Here is a 16,755-nt window from a genome sequence, read left to right on the forward strand (position 1 = left end):
CCTGGATGGCTCAAGGGAAAGGCGCATGGCGAAAGGGAAGCTTGACCGCCGCGTTGGCAGCGATGCTGGCGATGACGGGGACGACTGGAGGAGTGGCTGCGGAAGACTTGTCCGAACCGACGCTGCAGGCGGAATCAGCAATCGCAGTTGAACAGAACCGTAGCGGCAGCATTCAGCTGGAAAAGCTGGATCGCGGACTGGTAGCTGCGGCAACGCAGGAGGGGGTATTTTTAAGCTGGCGGTTATTGGCTCAAGAAGTGAACGGTTACGGTTCAACGGGGCTGACAGGAGCGGACTTTAACGTATATCGTGACGGTAAGAAGATCGCGACAGTGACCGACAGTACCAACTATGTGGATAAGGAAGGGAATGGGAAATCGGTATACAGAGTAGCTTCAGTCGTTAATGGGCGGGAAAAGGATCGTAGCGCCAAAGTGAAGCCATGGCAGCAGGGTTACTATGAACTTCCTCTCCAAAAGCCTGCCGATGGCGTAACACCAGCAGGTGAATCCTATACTTATTCGGCCAATGATATGAGTGTGGGAGATGTGGATGGAGATGGGCAATATGAATTTTTTGTAAAATGGGACCCGTCGAACTCCAAAGATGTATCTCAGAAGGGGTATACCGGAAATACGTATGTCGATGCGTATACGGCCGAAGGCAAGCTGTTGTATCGGATTGACCTGGGCGTGAATATTCGATCAGGTGCGCATTATACACAGATGATGGTGTACGATTTTGACGGCGATGGTAAAGCCGAGCTGATGTTCAAAACGGCTCCAGGGACCAAAACGATTTCTTTTGATAAGAAGGGCAAGCCGAAAAAAGAAAAATATATTACTCTGCCACGTGAGGATCGCAAAGCAGGGATTACACATGAGGACGATTACCGTTTGAGTCGCTCGGATTATTATGAGCATGTGGTGAACATGTTTATGAACTGGACGAAGCATGAAGAAGTGGTCAAGGGACAATGGCCTGCTACGCTGGAGGAATGCTTTGGTATCGCTCCGAAGTACAATTATCCGTTATCCCGAAAGGATGCGGAAAGCCTGACAGACTACTTTATGGACGTATACGCACCTTCACGGAGCGACAAAAACAAGCTTAGAGAGTTCGAGGGCTTCATCGTCGATGGACCGGAGTATTTGACGATTTTCAAAGGGAAAACGGGAGCTGAGCTGGATACCATCCGCTATGAGCCGGAGCGTCATGACGATGGCCTCATGTGGGGAGACTACGCCATGGCCCGAATTGAACCCGCCAATCGTGTAGACCGCTTCCTGGCAGGTGTGGCTTACTTGGACGGACGCAAGCCGTACGCCGTATTCGCACGCGGCTATTATACGCGTTCCACTTTGGCCACCTACACATGGGATGGTCGCCATCTCCAAAAACATTGGATGGTGGACAGTGGCTGGACACCGATGACCAATCCATTTAACGATAGTCCGCACGGGCGTGATGGAACGGACCCGAAATTTGGCACCTTGACCACACAGGGAGCGCATTCTTTGAGCGTGGTGGATGTGGACGGTGACGGCAAGGACGAAATCGTATACGGTTCCGCCACGATTGACCATGATGGCAGCCTGTTGTACAGCTCATTTGATGTCATGCCTCCTGAAAGCGCAACTCCAGGTCAAACCGCCAGATTGGGACATGGCGATGCGCTGCATGTGACCGATATTGACCCGGATCGCCCCGGCAAAGAAATCTTTATGGTACATGAAGGTGGCACCTACGCTCCATATGGCTATTCTTTGCGGGATGCCAAAACGGGTGAAATCATTTACGGCGCATATTCCGGCAAGGATACAGGTCGGGGAATGGTCGGTGACATAGATCCGGATCAGCGAGGTCTGGAGACGTGGGCCATAGGCCTGTGGACCGCAGCGGGTAAACAGCTGGATACGAAGATGCCAGGTACCAATATGAGTATCAAATGGGCAGCTGATATGACCACACAAATCGTAAACGGTGCAATTGATGTAACCCCAACCATTGAGGATTGGAAACGAGGTACATTGATGACCGCCACTGGAACCAAAACGAACAACTATACGAAAGGAACTCCATCGCTGGTAGCCGACATTTTCGGAGATTGGCGGGAGGAAATGCTCGTCCGCACAGCGGATAGCTCAGCAATCCGTATCTATCTGAGCACAGAGCCTACGACGCATAAATTGTACACGTTGATGCATGATCCGCAATATCGCACGGATGTGGCGCGTCAAAATACCGGGTATAACCAACCTTCCTATACGAGCTTTTACTTTGCGTCCGATATGGATTGGGCGAATGTGCCGATTCCCAAGCTCTACACGCCAAAAGCCTTGATGGAGGAAGAGAGCAGTGATGAGGTGGATGAGGCAAAGACAGCGGAGGTAGATGAAAAAGAAGTCGATGAAACGAAAATCGATGGGGCGGAAATAGATGCGAAGGAAATAGAGGGAGAGCCAGTAGTTCCAGCAAAGGATTTATAAACCAATAGTTGAAGACTAAGATTCTATTTCGGCGTATAAATTAGTTAATGGATTTAGAAAAAGGCAAGCCTCTGGATGATTTAGGGGTTTGCCTCTTTGCTTTCTTAGAGCTTTCACAGTAGAGGTAGCTCTATTCAGGGTCTGTATTGATGGTTAGAAAAGCCTTAATAGTGAGGGAAACGCTGAAAGCAGCGGAGAGGACGGAACGATTGCGAAAAAGCGTCAGCGGTCGCCTTTGTATCCGGATTTTTACCACTAGGCTATTTAATAAAATCCGGATACAACAGCGATTGGAGCAACGTTCCGTTCACGTAGCGTCGTCAGAACACCTTTTTACTTTTCTATTTGTAACACTGGAGTGGATTCTCTAAATATCGGCTCTGTTCTGATATGCGTGATCTGATAAGGTCTAGAAGGATTTTTGACCCGTGCCAATAGCATCTCAGCCGCTGTAATGCCCATCTCGTTGTTGTAGATATGCACGGTGGACAAATGAGGTTCCACAATCCGGGATTCAGGAGCGTTATCAAACCCAAACACGGCAATATCGTCAGGAATTTTCAAGTTTTTATTTTTGAGCGCTTTCATGACACTGACGGCAATAAAATCATTGGCGCACACGAACGCAGACGGTAGCACGTTCATGCCTTCCAATTGTTTATCCATCCAATCCGACTCGGAGAAAAAATTCCGGTCCTGATCGATAATACAGCAAGATAAATCCACATTTAGACCTGCTTCGATTAAAGCTCTGTTATATCCAACCCACCGCTCGTTGAAGCTTTTGCAATGCTTATAATCCCCAGCAAACCCGATCCGCGTAAATCCACGATGAATCAGGCTTTTGGTGACAGAATAAACGCTATGTTCATTTTCCATCAGCAATAAATCCGCTTTCAAATCAGGATAAGAAATGTCCACAGAACAATCAATAAAGATCGTGGGCAGTCCCAAATCCGTAATAAGCTCACTATATTGTGGATCAAACATTTCAATACAAATAATTCCATCCACCTTGGAGGCTTCAAAATTGTTAGGAAGTGTTCCTGCATGGATTTCATTTTCCCGCACAATATGAATCGACAGATTATACCCTTCTGCGCTTATTCTTTTCTCCAAACCACTGATGAGTAAGGAGCCAAAATGTGAGCTGTTCGGCAGATTGCATGTGACCAGGGCAATGTTACCTTGATTTTTCGGGATGATGCTCTCCGTTTCCACATAGGCAAATTGCTTATATTTAAGTTCTATCGCTTTTTTAATGACCTTGTTCCGAGTATCAACCGGGATGCTATCATTACCGTTAATCGCTTTGGACGCGGTATTTCGAGAGATTCCCAAAGCGTCAGCAATGTCTTGAATGGTGACTTTTTCTTTCTTCATAGACAGGTTCCACCTTCACTAATAATGGATTGCCTGAGAGGTACAGTTGCCTCTTACAGCTCTCCGTTTAGACCTTAAATGTATCTTAAATGTATAATAGTTCGCATGAAATAGCAATGTTTGCATTACAAACGAACAAATAATATTTACATTTGTAAATCTTGTTTGGTAACTTATATTTATCTCCATCGGATCGACAAATAAATTTAAATCCAATCTTATATAAGCTGGACAAAAAAAGTGCGCATGGGAAACAGAGAGAACAGATCCATGCTGTATAAGTAAAGCGGTCATTGTTAATGGGTAACTTTCAAAATTGGTTTATATACTATGACTGTTATCATATCTTCTTGCAAAAGCATAATTTATTAATGCTATATTTAGTCAAATGTAAATGGATCTTTTACAAAAATAATTGACGAGTGACATTTTGATTTGGTAAATTGAAGATGGAAAATGTAAGCCTTTTCAAATTTGTTGTACAGACGATTTATTACAGATTGGGGGAATTGCGAGTATCAGAAAAACAGGAGATGCTCGTCGGTTATGCTTCCGATACGCTAGAAGTATATGTAGACCGGACACGGTCAGGCTGTTCGGATTTACATGAGGACTTTGCGGGAAGACACGCAGCCCCACTGGAAACAGTAGAAAACCGATTGGACATTCATATCTATGTGGATCGTTCGCCGCTGAAATGAGACGTTCTCCATGACGATCTAAACAGCTGATTTTCCAATTATTTTGTAGTGGATGCGCGGTGTTGATCCGTACTAGAAGGTAGGGGGTTGGGGATGAAGGTGGAGTTTACTAACACGCGAACGAACCTGACCGATTGGCAGATTAAGGGACAGGGGCACAAAGAAGATAACATCCAGGGACTTTTGCTAAGGTCGGAGCCACAGGAAAATGTGATGGCTATGTCCGGAACAACGTCTCAGGATTTTACTTTTGAGGCGGATGTGATGGTCACTGACACACAGGCGGATGCTACGCTAGTATTCCGTTCCAGTGAGGACGGGTGGTCTTCCTATATGCTCCAGATCGTACCAGCTGCCGGATTGCTGCGGCTGCGGGATGCTGCCGGGGATATTGGAAAACTGAAAGAGGAACGTCAGGTCAATTTAAAAAAAGGAGCTATTTATCATCTCAAGGTGAGCGTAGAGGGTTCCCATCTTAAAGTGTTCTGGGATGAGGAATATAACCCGATTATAGATGTGTTCGATACGACTTATACATCAGGATATTTGGGGCTGAATGTTTGGAATGGATCGGCGTTATTTCAGAACATTCAAGTCAGTGATATGAATACGAATCTAAGCGGACCGCTCCTGATCCGTGGAAAATGGCAACCTGACCTGAAAGGGCAAAGGGCTGAGGGAACAAGTGCAGAAGATGCGTTGAAAATATATAGCTCCGCAGCTACAGACCTGGTGCTGGAAGGCGGTGTGACGCTGAATCCTTCTGAACCGGGAATGGAAGCAGGACTATTTTTCAGAGGGAGTCAGGATGGGAAAAATGGATATGTTGCTTCTGTGCAAGGCGAAGGCAATCAGGTTCGCGTACAACTGAAGAAGGCGGACGGAACGTTGATTACAAAGTCGGCGCAGACATATCCGGGTGGGTTCAGCAGCAAACACCACTTGGAAATCATCGCTCATGGAGAGCGGATTCAGGTATTTATAGATGGATATACTCCTGCGGCAATTGATATCATGGATAGCAGCAATACCAACGTCTTTGCAGGCTTGAAAGTGACCGGGGGAACTGCTTATTTTCAGGATATCTACCTTACCTCTGTCTCGAATTACTATACAGAAAAATATCGCCCGCAGTATCATTATTCTCCTGCCAGAGGCTCGGCGAGCGATCCGAACGGATTGGTTTATTTCGAGGGGGAGTATCACCTGTTCCATCAGGATGGTGGACAATGGGCGCATGCGGTCAGCCAGAATTTGCTGGATTGGAAAAGGCTTCCGTTTGCATTGAAGTGGAATGATCTTGGTCATATCTGGTCAGGCTCGGCTGTAGCCGATCTAACCAATACTTCCAGCTTGTTCGGTGACTACGGAGGAGCAGGGCTGATTGCCTATTACACTTCCTTCAATCCCGATCAGCTCAAGGGCAACCAGAGAATCGGCCTTGCTTACAGCACAGACCGGGGACGTACATGGCAATACCCGAAAGACCGTCCAATTGTAATAGAGAACCCGGGTCAAAGTGAAAACGATCCTGGCAATTGGGATTTCCGTGATCCTAAAGTAGTGTGGGATGAAGCCTATCAGCGCTGGATTATGGTAGTGTCGGGAGGCGATCATATTCGTTTTTTTACCTCCACCAACCTAATAGATTGGCACTGGACGGATAACTTTGGTTATGGTGATTATATACGTGGTGGAGTATGGGAATGCCCGGATCTATTTCAGCTTCCGGTAGACGATGGTAATACTTCTAAATGGGTGCTGATGATTAGCACTGGAGCCAGCACAAACACTCAAGGCTCGGATGCGGAATATTTTATCGGTGAACTGACGTCTGATGGCAAATTTCAAAACGATCATTCACCGGGGAAGGTGTTGAAAACCGATTGGGGCAAGGAATTCTACGCCTCAATGTCCTTCTCCGATGTACCCGACGGGCGGCGTATCATGCTGGCATGGATGACGAATTGGGACTATCCGTTCAGCTTTCCGACTTCTCCCTGGAAGGGACAGTTTAGCATCCCGAGAGAGTTATCGCTAAAAACAACTCGTGAAGGCATCCGTTTGATACAGCATCCGATATCCGAGCTGACTTCGCTGCGTTCCCGTTTATTTGCGATAGAAAATCAAAGTGTGACGGAATCTTCTCCGAATATACTGGAAGGTTTGGATGCAGGTGCCTATGAGATTGAAGCGGTGTTCGAACTGCCTTCTGTTGGGGCTGCTTCAGCATTCGGGTTTTACGTGCGGGATGGCGGTGAGCAAAGAACGGCGGTCGGCTATACAACAGACATACAACAAATGTTTGTAAACCGTGCTGATTCAGGGCTTACAGATTTCTCTACTCTATTTTCAACGCTTCATAAAGCATCACTTGCACCTATCGGAAATCGAATCCAAATGCGTATATTTGTGGACGAATCCTCGGTTGAGGTGTTTGGGAATGATGGAGAGGTCGTATTTTCGGAGATTATTTTGCCCGATTCGGCGCGAAGAGGGATGGGCTTTTACACCCAGGGTGGTGAGGTGAAGGTTGTTTCCCTCCATGTTTATGCCTTGCGGAACAGCTGGAGGCTACCAGATGCTTCGTCTGCCAGTGTGATCATGGATCACACTTATGTGGAGCTTGCGAGGGAGCAGACGAAGCGTCTGTACGCGAGTGTGGGGGATGAGTCTGGAGAAAAAGAAATCTCGCTGATTTGGGTTTCTAACAATCCTGAGATTGTAAAGATCAATGCGTCCGAGGACGGGAGTGCGTTAATGGAGGCAGTTGCCCCGGGAGAAGCTGTTGTTACGGCTTCCGATTCGGAGGATAAGGTCTGCGGTAGTACCTTGGTTAAGGTGCACGGTGGGGTGTTTCATACCAACCTTACAGGTTGGAAGCCGGATGTTTCCGCATCGCGGTGGATCGTGACAACGGATGGGATACGAGGAAGCTATATCAGCGATGCGAATTATATGGCTGCTGAGCAGGCGGAAGATTTTACGTATGAGGCTGATATGAAGCTGCATGGAAATGGAAGTGCTGGATCCATGATTTTCCGCGCCAATGCTGACGGATCGAGTGGCTATTATCTGAATTTGGACCCCAATCTGAAATCGATTCGCCTATTTTTTAAAAAAGAGGGTCAATTTGAGGAGCAGCAGGTGCTTGCCAAGGTTCCAAGATTCGTTTTGCCGGAAATGTTTCATCATATTAAAATCGTGGCGGAGGGCCTGCGCATTCGCATTGATGTAGACGGTGAGCAGGTCATCGACCTGGAAGATAGTACGTTCACCGAGGGACTTGTGGGTGTGAATGTATTTGGAGGGCAGGCGTTTTACCAACATGTAAGGATCGAGCCAATTTGAATTTCTTATTTCAAAAGGAGAGCCGTCTTAACGGACTCTCTTTTTTTACGTCTTGATGTTATTGAGAATATATAATGTAACCGCACACATGTAAATAGTATGATATATTACCTAACGTAAAATTTGACACATATGTGAAATGAGGATAAATGTCAGAGATTTCATGGAGAAGCGAATTGACTGGATTTATCCCTGTCTCTAAGATGTAATTATATTCCAGACGAAAACAGAGATTTGTGTAAGGGAATATAACGTGGAGAGGAGGGAATGAATGGACTCTTTAGCTGATCTCTCGGAAACCCCCTTAGCATTGGAAACCCTCAGACGACATCCCTGTTATAACGAAGAGGCACATCGCTATTTTGCGCGCATTCATCTTCCAGTAGCCCCGGCATGCAATATTCAATGCCATTATTGCAACCGCAAATTCGATTGCGTCAATGAAAGCCGTCCCGGCGTTGTTAGTGAACTGCTCACGCCGGAGCAGGCGGCGAGCAAGACCTATGGCGTAGCGGCACAGCTGATGCAGCTGTCCGTTGTCGGCATTGCGGGACCTGGAGATCCGCTGGCCAATGCGGAGGCAACCTTCGATACCTTCCGCCGGGTCCGTGAGACAGTTAAGGATGTCATATTCTGTCTCAGCACAAATGGCCTTACCTTGATCAGGCATATCGGCAGGATTGTAGAGCTGGGTATTTCGCATGTCACGATCACGATCAATGCTGTAGATCCAGTGGTGGGGAGCCGCATTTATGGATGGGTCTACGATGAAGGAAAACGCTATGCAGGAGAGGAGGCCGCGCGGCTGTTGATTGACCGCCAGCTGGCAGGCTTGAAGATGCTGGCTTCGAGAGGCGTATTGTGCAAGGTGAACTCGGTGCTGATTCCCGAAGTCAATGATGCCCATCTGCCGGAGGTAGCCAGGGTGGTCAAGGAGCACGGTGCAGTGCTGCACAACATTATGCCGCTCATCATCGCACCTGGTAGCCGGTATGAGCAGGAAGGGATGCGGGCTCCCCGTCCCCGTCTGGTCCGGCAGCTGCAGGAGCAATGTGCTGAAGCGGGGGCTGTCATTATGCGCCATTGCCGTCAATGCAGGGCGGATGCGATTGGACTGCTGGGCGAGGATCGCAATCAGGATTTTACATGGGAGAACATAGCGGCTGCTCCTCCCATGGATGAAGGGGCAAGGGCACAATTTCAGAAAGAACTGGATGAGAAGGTGAGAGTGAGAATGGAACGCAAGGAGGGACAATCACACCACAAACAACCGTCAACCGGGGCTGGCTGTAGCTGCCCGTTATCGGGAGATAAGCCTGAAGCGAGCTTCACCTCAAAGCCAGTCCTAATCGCAGTGGCCAGTCGTGGTGGAGGGAAGGTGAATCAGCATTTCGGCCGTGCCAAGGAATTTATGATCTATGAAAGCGACGGGACCATCGTAAATTTCATAGGCATTCGTAAGGTGCAATCCTACTGCCACGGGAAAGCCGATTGCAATGGGGACAAGGTCGAGACGATGAAGGAGATCCTTTCCATGGTGCATGACTGTGCATTGCTGCTGTCGTCCGGCATAGGCGAAGCCCCCAAAGAGGCATTGCAGGAAGCTGGCGTGCTGCCTATTGTATGCGGCGGGGATATTGAGGAATCGGTTCTGGAATATGTGAAATTTCTGCGTTATATGTATCCTGTGCAGAGCAATAAAGGAAGTAAGCGCAATAAGGGAGTTAAGGGCAATCATTCGGATTTACCCATTGAACATTTTGGAGGCTGAGAAAATATGAGACAAATTGCGTTTTACGGTAAGGGCGGTATCGGCAAATCGACAACCTCGCAGAATACACTGGCTCAGCTCGCGACCAAATTCAAACAAAAAATTATGATCGTAGGCTGTGATCCCAAGGCAGACTCCACCCGTCTTATTCTGAATACGAAGGCCCAACAGACAGTGCTACATCTGGCTGCTGAAAGGGGCACGGTAGAGGATTTGGAGCTGGAGGATGTTGTCCAGAAGGGCTTCGGTGACATTCTGAACGTGGAATGCGGCGGGCCAGAGCCCGGTGTCGGCTGTGCAGGACGCGGCATCATCACAGCCATTAATTTTCTGGAGGAAGAGGGCGCCTACGAAGGGCTGGATTTCGTATCCTACGATGTACTGGGGGACGTCGTGTGCGGGGGCTTCGCCATGCCTATCCGGGAGAAGAAGGCTCAGGAAATCTACATCGTATGCTCAGGCGAGATGATGGCTATGTACGCTGCCAACAATATTGCGCGCGGGATATTGAAGTATGCCAACAGCGGCGGGGTGCGTTTGGGCGGCTTAATCTGCAACAGCCGGAATACGGACCTGGAAGCGGAATTGATTACAGAGCTTGCGAGAAGACTGAACACGCAGATGATCCACTTTTTGCCGCGTGACAATGTTGTACAGCACGCTGAGCTGCGCCGTATGACCGTTACCCAATATAACCCGGAACATAAGCAGGCTGCGGAGTATGAAGAGCTGGCAGGTAAGATTTTGAATAACGATATGCTAACGGTTCCCACTCCCATTTCCATGGAAGATCTGGAGGATCTGTTGATGGAATTCGGCATTATTGAGGATGAAGAAACCGCAATTAACAAAGCTGAGGCGTCCGGGCAGTAGGCTCCAGCTAGAAGGCTTAATGACGGAACCAACGTGTGATGATGGGGGGAGCTGAACGCGTAGCTCGCAGGAGGGAGGAATAGGCCAAATGAGCAGTATTGTGGATAAGGGAAAGCAGATCGTAGAGGAGATACTGGAGGTATATCCCAAGAAGGCCAAGAAGGACCGGACCAAGCATTTTGAGATCGCGGATGAGGAGCTTGTGAACTGCGGAACCTGTTCCATTAAGTCCAACATGAAATCACGGCCCGGCGTCATGACAGCAAGGGGCTGTGCTTATGCAGGCTCCAAGGGTGTGGTATGGGGCCCGATTAAAGACATGGTGCACATTAGCCATGGTCCCATCGGCTGCGGGCAATACAGTTGGGGTACCCGACGCAATTATGCGAATGGGGTATTGGGAATCGATAATTTTACCGCCATGCAGATTACAAGCAATTTTCAGGAAAAGGATATCGTGTTCGGCGGAGATAAGAAGCTGGAGGTGATCTGCAGGGAAATTAAGGAGATGTTCCCGCTGGCTAAGGGCATCTCCGTGCAATCTGAATGTCCGGTCGGACTGATTGGTGATGATATCGGGGCCGTGGCTAAGAAGATGACAGAGGAGCTGGTCATTCCGGTCATTCCTGTACGCTGTGAGGGCTTTCGCGGGGTGAGTCAGTCTCTGGGCCATCACATTGCCAATGATGCTATCCGCGATTTTCTGATGGGGCGCCGCGAGCTAAAGGAGTCCGGGCCTTATGATGTCTCCATTATCGGGGACTACAATATCGGCGGTGATGCCTGGGCCTCGCGCATTTTGCTGGAGGAAATGGGACTGCGGGTTATAGCGCAGTGGTCGGGTGACGGTACGATCAATGAGCTGGGGATTGCCCATAAATCCAAGCTCAATCTAATCCATTGTCATCGTTCCATGAATTATATGTGCACAACAATGGAGCAGGAATACGGAATTCCTTGGATGGAATATAACTTCTTCGGCCCGACCAAGACGATGGAGAGCCTAAGAGCGATTGCTGCCCGCTTTGACGAGACGATTCAGGAAAAATGTGAGCAGGTCATCGCCCAATATATGCCGCAGATGGAGGCGGTCATCCGTAAATACCGCCCACGTCTGGAAGGCAAAAAGGTAATGCTTCTGATTGGCGGACTGCGGGCAAGGCATACTATCGGTGCCTATGAGGACCTGGGGATGGAAATTGTGGCTACAGGCTATGAATTTGCCCATAAGGATGATTACGAAAAGACGTTTCCCGATGTAAAAGAAGGCACCATTCTGTACGATGACCCAACTGCCTATGAGCTGGAGGAATTGGCCCAGCGGCTGAATATTGACTTAATGGGCGCCGGAGTCAAGGAGAAATACGTGTATCACAAAATGGGCATTCCCTTCCGTCAAATGCACTCCTGGGATTACAGCGGGCCTTATCATGGTTTTGACGGCTTCAAGATTTTTGCACGTGATATGGATATGACTATAAACAGTCCAGTATGGAGCCTGCTGCCGTCCCGGCAGACTGCGGAGGTGCCGGTATGAGCGAGCGTCTGAACATTGTCGATCACAATCAGCTGTTTCGGCAGGATAAATATGTGCGCCAGCGTGAGGAGAAACGGGCCTTCGAGGCCCCTTGCTCGCCAGAGGAGGTTACCGCCACCCTAGAGTACACCAAGACCAAGGAATACAAGGATAAGAATTTCGCTCGTACAGCTGTAGTCGTGAACCCGGCCAAGGCTTGTCAGCCGCTGGGAGCGGTTATGGCTGCGCTGGGCTTCGAAAAAACGCTCCCGTTCATTCATGGCTCACAGGGCTGTACGGCTTATTTCCGTAGCCATCTTGCCCGCCACTTCAAAGAGCCTGTTCCTGCCGTCTCCACCTCGATGACCGAGGATGCCGCCGTATTCGGCGGCATGCGCAACCTCATTGACGGTATAGAGAACTGTATTGCCTTGTATCAGCCGGAGATGATTGCGGTATGCACGACCTGTATGGCAGAGGTGATCGGAGATGATCTGTCTGCCTTCTTGGCTAATGCCCGTCAGGAGGGAGCCCTTCCCGAGGATATGCCGGTTCCTTTTGCCAATACCCCCAGCTTCTCCGGTTCACATATTACGGGCTATGACGCCATGCTGCGCTCTGTACTGGAGACGCTGTATAACAAGTCAGGCCGGACGCCGCAGCCTGGTCATGAATTGAAGCTGAATGTACTGCTCGGGTTTGACGGGTATACGGGCAATTTTGCGGAAATGCGGCGCATACTGGGGATGTTCGGCGCTACGTATACCATTCTGGGTGACCACAGCAGTAATTTTGATTCAGGGGCCACTGGAGAGTACAGCTACTATTACGGGGGAACGCCGCTTAAGGATGTGCCCGAGGCCGCAGATGCTGCCGGCACGTTGGCGATCCAGCAGTACTCTCTTCGTAAAACATTAGGCTATATGAAGCGAACCTGGGGGCAGCAGGTGTCTTCCATCTCCACGCCGCTGGGCATCCGCGCTACTGATTGCTTGCTTGAAGAGATCAGCCGTCTGTCTGGAAAGGAAATTCCCGAGGCATTGAAGCAGGAGCGCGCCCGAATTGTGGATGCCATGATGGATTCGCATGCTTATCTGCACGGCAAACGAGTGGCTATGGCGGGAGACCCGGATATGCTCATCGGCCTGATTGGCTTTTGTCTGGAGTTGGGCATGGAGCCGGTGCATATTGTTTGCTCCAATGGGGACCGGAAATTTGAGAAGGAAGCAGAGCTTCTGCTGAAGTCCAGCCCTTACGGTGCAGAAGCCACGGTTCATTCCGGTCAGGATTTGTGGCATATGCGTTCGCTGCTGTTCCAGGACCCGGTGGACCTGGCTATTGGCAGCTCCCACCTGAAGTTCGCGGCCAAAGAGGCGAAAATTCCTTTGCTCCGTGTGGGCTTTCCGATCTTCGACAGGCATCATCTGCATCGTTATCCGATTATCGGCTACCAGGGTGCGCTGAATCTGCTTACCCAATTCGTGAATACCGTACTGGATGTCATGGAAGAGCAGGCTCCGGATCATAGCTTTGATCTGGTGCGCTAATTGCTGTACCGCGTAGATGGAAGTTGGCAGCTATTTCAATGGATTCTATCTGAAATAAGGGGGGGTGTGCGGATGGAGCCGGCTGTGTCTAACGGAAGGCTGGAGGTATCCTGCGGCAACAAAATTCCCAAAAGCACGCCCTGTCCCCGGCCTGTGCCGGGGGAGGCTTCGGGTGGCTGCTCCTTTGACGGGGCCCAGATTACACTGATCCCCATTGCAGATGCGGCTCATCTGGTGCACGGGCCGATTGCCTGTCTCGGCAATAGCTGGGAGAGCAGAGGCAGCCTGTCCAGCGGCCCGGAGCTGTCGGCGTATGGCTTCACTACTGATCTTGGAGAACAGGACATCATTTTTGGTAGTGAACAGAAGCTGCATGAATCGATTCGCTACATTGTCAGCCGCTTTGCTCCTCCCGCTGTGTTTGTCTATACAACATGTGTCACAGCCCTCACCGGTGAAGATATCGAGGGGGTCTGCAAGGCTGAATCGGAGCGGCTGGGGACGCCGATCATTCCGGTGAACAGTCCGGGATTTGTGGGCAGCAAGAATCTCGGGACCCGGCTGGCCGGAGACGTGCTGTTCCAGCATATTATCGGCAGCACCGAGCCGGAACAGACAACCTCCCATGATATCAATCTCATTGGGGAATACAATATTGCGGGCGAGATGTGGCATATCGAGCGGCTGATGCAGCAGGCGGGAATGAGTATCCTGTCCCGAATTACCGGGGACGGTCGGTTCCGTGAGGTGGGATGGGCGCATCGTGCCAAGGCCAACATGGTCGTATGCAGCCGGGCTTTGCTGGGCCTGGCAGTCCAAATGGAGCGTAAATACGGCATTCCTTATTTTGAAGGTTCATTTTATGGAGCAAAGGAGACGAGTTATTCCTTGCGGCAGATGGCTTACCTGACCGGAGATCGTGATGTAGAGCGACGGGTGGATAAGCTGGCCGCACGGGAGGAAATGAGGCTATCGCTGGAGCTGGAACCCTACCGCAAGCAGCTGAAAGGAAAGCGGGCAGTGCTCTATACCGGAGGGGTAAAGAGCTGGTCTGTCATTACGGCTTTGCAGGAGCTGGGCATTAAGGTAGTTGGTGTAGGCACGAACAAGAGTACTGCCGAGGATGTATCCCGGATTGCTGACCGTATCGGAGATGATGCGGAATACATCCCGGAAGGCGGCGCCCGGCAGATTCTCAAGACCGTACGGAGCCGCAAGGCAGACATGGTCATTGCCGGGGGCCGGAACATGTATATGGCGCTTAAGGAACAGATTCCTTTTGTGGACATCAATCAAGAACGGCACAAAGCCTATGCGGGCTATGACGGGCTGTTGTCTCTAGCGAAACAGCTTGTGCATACGCTGCAGCATCCGGTATGGGAGCTGGCCGCCAAATTGGCTCCATGGGAGGAGGAGACGGAATTTGCCGATTAAATCCGCCACGAAGCCTGTCAGTGTCAACCCGCTCAAGGTAGGACAGCCTCTGGGCGGCGTGCTGGCTCTGCAGGGGATGTATCGCTCAATGCCTTTGCTGCACGGCGCTCAGGGCTGCTCGGCCTTCTCCAAGGCGCTGCTGACTCGCCATTTTCGAGAGCCGATTGCCGTTCAGACCTCTGCGCTGCAAGAGATGGACGTTATATTTGATGCAGACCGGAATCTGGAGGAGGCGCTGGATCATATCTGGTCTAAGCATCATCCAGATGTCATCGGCGTTATCAGCACGGCCCTCACTGAGGTGGCAGGTGTTGATTTTCAGTCCAGGGTAAAAGCGTTCAAGCGAGAATGGGCCTTGAAGGAAAGTCTGCTGTTTTCTGTATCGCTGCCTGATTTTCACGGTTCTCTGGAGACGGGCTACAGCAGTACAGTAGAGTCGCTAATGGATGCCGTACTCGGGTTAGCCGGAGGCAAGTCCCCCAAAAAACAGCGCCGGACGCAGGTCAATCTGCTGCCGGCTTCTTATCTGACTGCCGGAGATGTCATGGAAATCAAGGATATTATCGCTTCCTTCGGCCTGGAGGTTATCACACTTCCCGATATCTCCACTTCCTTGTCCGGTCACCTGCTGACAGGTTTTTCCCCTTTGACGAGAGGGGGGACTCCGCTGGATTCAGCCTGCCAGATGCTGGAGTCTTCCTGCACCATTGCCATTGGCGCGAGCATGGAGCGTCCGGCGCGCAGGCTGACTCATGCCGCAGGCATTCCCTACCACTTGTTCACGGGTCTGTCTGGCTTGGCCGCGAGCGATGCGTTCATACATTTTCTGCAGAAAATCAGCCGCGAGCCAGCCCCTGTTCGCTTCCGCTGGCAGCGTGAAAATCTGTTGGACAGCATGCTGGATGCCCATTTCTATTATTCCGGCGCTTCCGCTGTAGTGGCGCTAGAACCGGATCATATGCTGTCGACCGCAGCCTGGCTGGAGGAGATGGGAGTGGAACTGAAACGGCTAATTACACCCTGCAGCACGCCCGCACTGCAAAACACAGAACGGGAAGTCTGGATCGGTGATCTGGATGATGCAGAGGAGAGCGCGCAGGGCGTTGATTTGTGGATCAGCAATTCACATGGAAGAAAGGGAGCGGCACGGGCTGGGGCCTCATTCGTACCGGCAGGCTTGCCGGTGTATGACGAGCTGGGCGCCCACACATCGGTAAGCGTCGGATACCGTGGAACCATGGAGTGGGTGAACAAGGTGGGCAATGTATTGCTTACCGAGAGGGGGAGGGGAGGATGAAGGTTGCATTTGCGACGGAAGACGGTGTGCATGTGAATGCTCATTTTGGGCAGAGTCCCATGTTCACTGTATTCGAAATTCGGCACTCAGGCGTCCAGTTCCTGGAGCATCGGCGGATAGCCCTGGGGAGCGATGAGAATGAGGCGGGCAAGATCGCCAGCCGCATTGGCCTGATCGAGGATTGTGCCTTGATCTTCCTGGTACAGATTGGCGCTTCGGCCGCCGCCCAGGTTACCAAACGGACCATTATGCCTGTGAAGGTGGCCTTCGGTAGCACCATTGAGGAGCAGGTCCAGCGTCTCCAGAATATGCTGGCTCGTAATCCGCCCATGTGGCTTGCCAAAATCCTGCACGCTGAGGAGGGCAGCGGCAAAGCCGAATCATGAGCCTTCT

At 50.5% G+C, this 16,755-nt stretch carries 11 protein-coding genes; 10 read left to right on the forward strand and 1 reads right to left on the reverse strand.

Going from position 1 to position 16,755, the window contains the following annotated elements:
• Positions 1-5: 5 nt before the first annotated feature.
• Positions 6-2,489, forward strand: coding sequence for a rhamnogalacturonan lyase (locus JOE49_RS10855; protein WP_209941069.1), 2,484 nt, complete (start codon positions 6-8; stop codon positions 2,487-2,489).
• A gap of 333 nt (positions 2,490-2,822) precedes the next feature.
• On the opposite strand, the gene JOE49_RS10860 is transcribed toward JOE49_RS10855, so the two are convergent.
• Positions 2,823-3,872, reverse strand: coding sequence for a substrate-binding domain-containing protein (locus JOE49_RS10860; RefSeq protein ID WP_209941070.1), 1,050 nt, complete (start codon positions 3,870-3,872; stop codon positions 2,823-2,825).
• A 449-nt stretch (positions 3,873-4,321) separates the two neighbouring features.
• Between JOE49_RS10860 and JOE49_RS10865 the strand changes: the two genes are divergently transcribed.
• From JOE49_RS10865 to JOE49_RS10905, 9 genes are all read left to right on the forward strand, one after another.
• On the forward strand, positions 4,322-4,573 hold the full coding sequence (locus JOE49_RS10865; protein ID WP_209941071.1) for a GH32 C-terminal domain-containing protein: 252 nt from the start codon (positions 4,322-4,324) through the stop codon (positions 4,571-4,573).
• A gap of 93 nt (positions 4,574-4,666) precedes the next feature.
• On the forward strand, positions 4,667-7,924 hold the full coding sequence (locus JOE49_RS10870; protein ID WP_209941072.1) for a glycoside hydrolase family 32 protein: 3,258 nt from the start codon (positions 4,667-4,669) through the stop codon (positions 7,922-7,924).
• Positions 7,925-8,195: 271 nt separating this feature from the next.
• The gene (gene nifB, locus JOE49_RS10875; RefSeq protein WP_209941073.1) at positions 8,196-9,695 is read left to right on the forward strand and encodes a nitrogenase cofactor biosynthesis protein NifB; all 1,500 of its coding nucleotides are present in this window, start codon (positions 8,196-8,198) and stop codon (positions 9,693-9,695) included.
• A gap of 6 nt (positions 9,696-9,701) precedes the next feature.
• Positions 9,702-10,568, forward strand: a complete 867-nt coding sequence (gene nifH, locus JOE49_RS10880; protein ID WP_023987270.1) for a nitrogenase iron protein — start codon at positions 9,702-9,704, stop codon at positions 10,566-10,568.
• An 88-nt stretch (positions 10,569-10,656) separates the two neighbouring features.
• Positions 10,657-12,105, forward strand: coding sequence for a nitrogenase molybdenum-iron protein alpha chain (nifD, locus tag JOE49_RS10885; RefSeq protein WP_209941075.1), 1,449 nt, complete (start codon positions 10,657-10,659; stop codon positions 12,103-12,105).
• Complete coding sequence (nifK, locus tag JOE49_RS10890; RefSeq protein WP_071559110.1) at positions 12,102-13,631, forward strand: nitrogenase molybdenum-iron protein subunit beta; 1,530 nt, start codon at positions 12,102-12,104, stop codon at positions 13,629-13,631. Before nifD ends, nifK begins: the two co-directional genes overlap by 4 nt.
• 72 nt (positions 13,632-13,703) lie before the next feature.
• On the forward strand, positions 13,704-15,065 hold the full coding sequence (gene nifE / locus JOE49_RS10895; protein WP_209941077.1) for a nitrogenase iron-molybdenum cofactor biosynthesis protein NifE: 1,362 nt from the start codon (positions 13,704-13,706) through the stop codon (positions 15,063-15,065).
• Complete coding sequence (gene nifN / locus JOE49_RS10900) at positions 15,055-16,362, forward strand: nitrogenase iron-molybdenum cofactor biosynthesis protein NifN (protein WP_209941079.1); 1,308 nt, start codon at positions 15,055-15,057, stop codon at positions 16,360-16,362. The genes nifE and nifN overlap by 11 nt, the downstream gene beginning before the upstream one ends.
• The gene (locus JOE49_RS10905; protein WP_028543220.1) at positions 16,359-16,748 is read left to right on the forward strand and encodes a NifB/NifX family molybdenum-iron cluster-binding protein; all 390 of its coding nucleotides are present in this window, start codon (positions 16,359-16,361) and stop codon (positions 16,746-16,748) included. Before nifN ends, JOE49_RS10905 begins: the two co-directional genes overlap by 4 nt.
• The last annotated feature ends 7 nt before the right edge of the window (positions 16,749-16,755 follow it).

The sequence above is a fragment of the Paenibacillus sp. PvR133 genome, assembly GCF_017833155.1.
Lineage (GTDB): Bacteria > Bacillota > Bacilli > Paenibacillales > Paenibacillaceae > Paenibacillus > Paenibacillus polymyxa_B.

What these genes read in the sequence shown, in the direction of transcription:
- nifH (WP_023987270.1), top strand. Translation starts at nt 9,702, where the DNA reads ATGAGACAAATTGCGTTTTACGGTAAGGGCGGTATCGGCAAATCGACA.
- nifD (WP_209941075.1), top strand. Translation starts at nt 10,657, where the DNA reads ATGAGCAGTATTGTGGATAAGGGAAAGCAGATCGTAGAGGAGATACTG.
- JOE49_RS10905 (WP_028543220.1), top strand. Translation starts at nt 16,359, where the DNA reads ATGAAGGTTGCATTTGCGACGGAAGACGGTGTGCATGTGAATGCTCAT.
- JOE49_RS10870 (WP_209941072.1), top strand. Translation starts at nt 4,667, where the DNA reads ATGAAGGTGGAGTTTACTAACACGCGAACGAACCTGACCGATTGGCAG.
- nifK (WP_071559110.1), top strand. Translation starts at nt 12,102, where the DNA reads ATGAGCGAGCGTCTGAACATTGTCGATCACAATCAGCTGTTTCGGCAG.
- nifB (WP_209941073.1), top strand. Translation starts at nt 8,196, where the DNA reads ATGGACTCTTTAGCTGATCTCTCGGAAACCCCCTTAGCATTGGAAACC.
- nifE (WP_209941077.1), top strand. Translation starts at nt 13,704, where the DNA reads ATGGAGCCGGCTGTGTCTAACGGAAGGCTGGAGGTATCCTGCGGCAAC.
- JOE49_RS10860 (WP_209941070.1), bottom strand. Translation starts at nt 3,872, where the DNA reads ATGAAGAAAGAAAAAGTCACCATTCAAGACATTGCTGACGCTTTGGGA.
- JOE49_RS10855 (WP_209941069.1), top strand. Translation starts at nt 6, where the DNA reads ATGGCTCAAGGGAAAGGCGCATGGCGAAAGGGAAGCTTGACCGCCGCG.
- JOE49_RS10865 (WP_209941071.1), top strand. Translation starts at nt 4,322, where the DNA reads ATGGAAAATGTAAGCCTTTTCAAATTTGTTGTACAGACGATTTATTAC.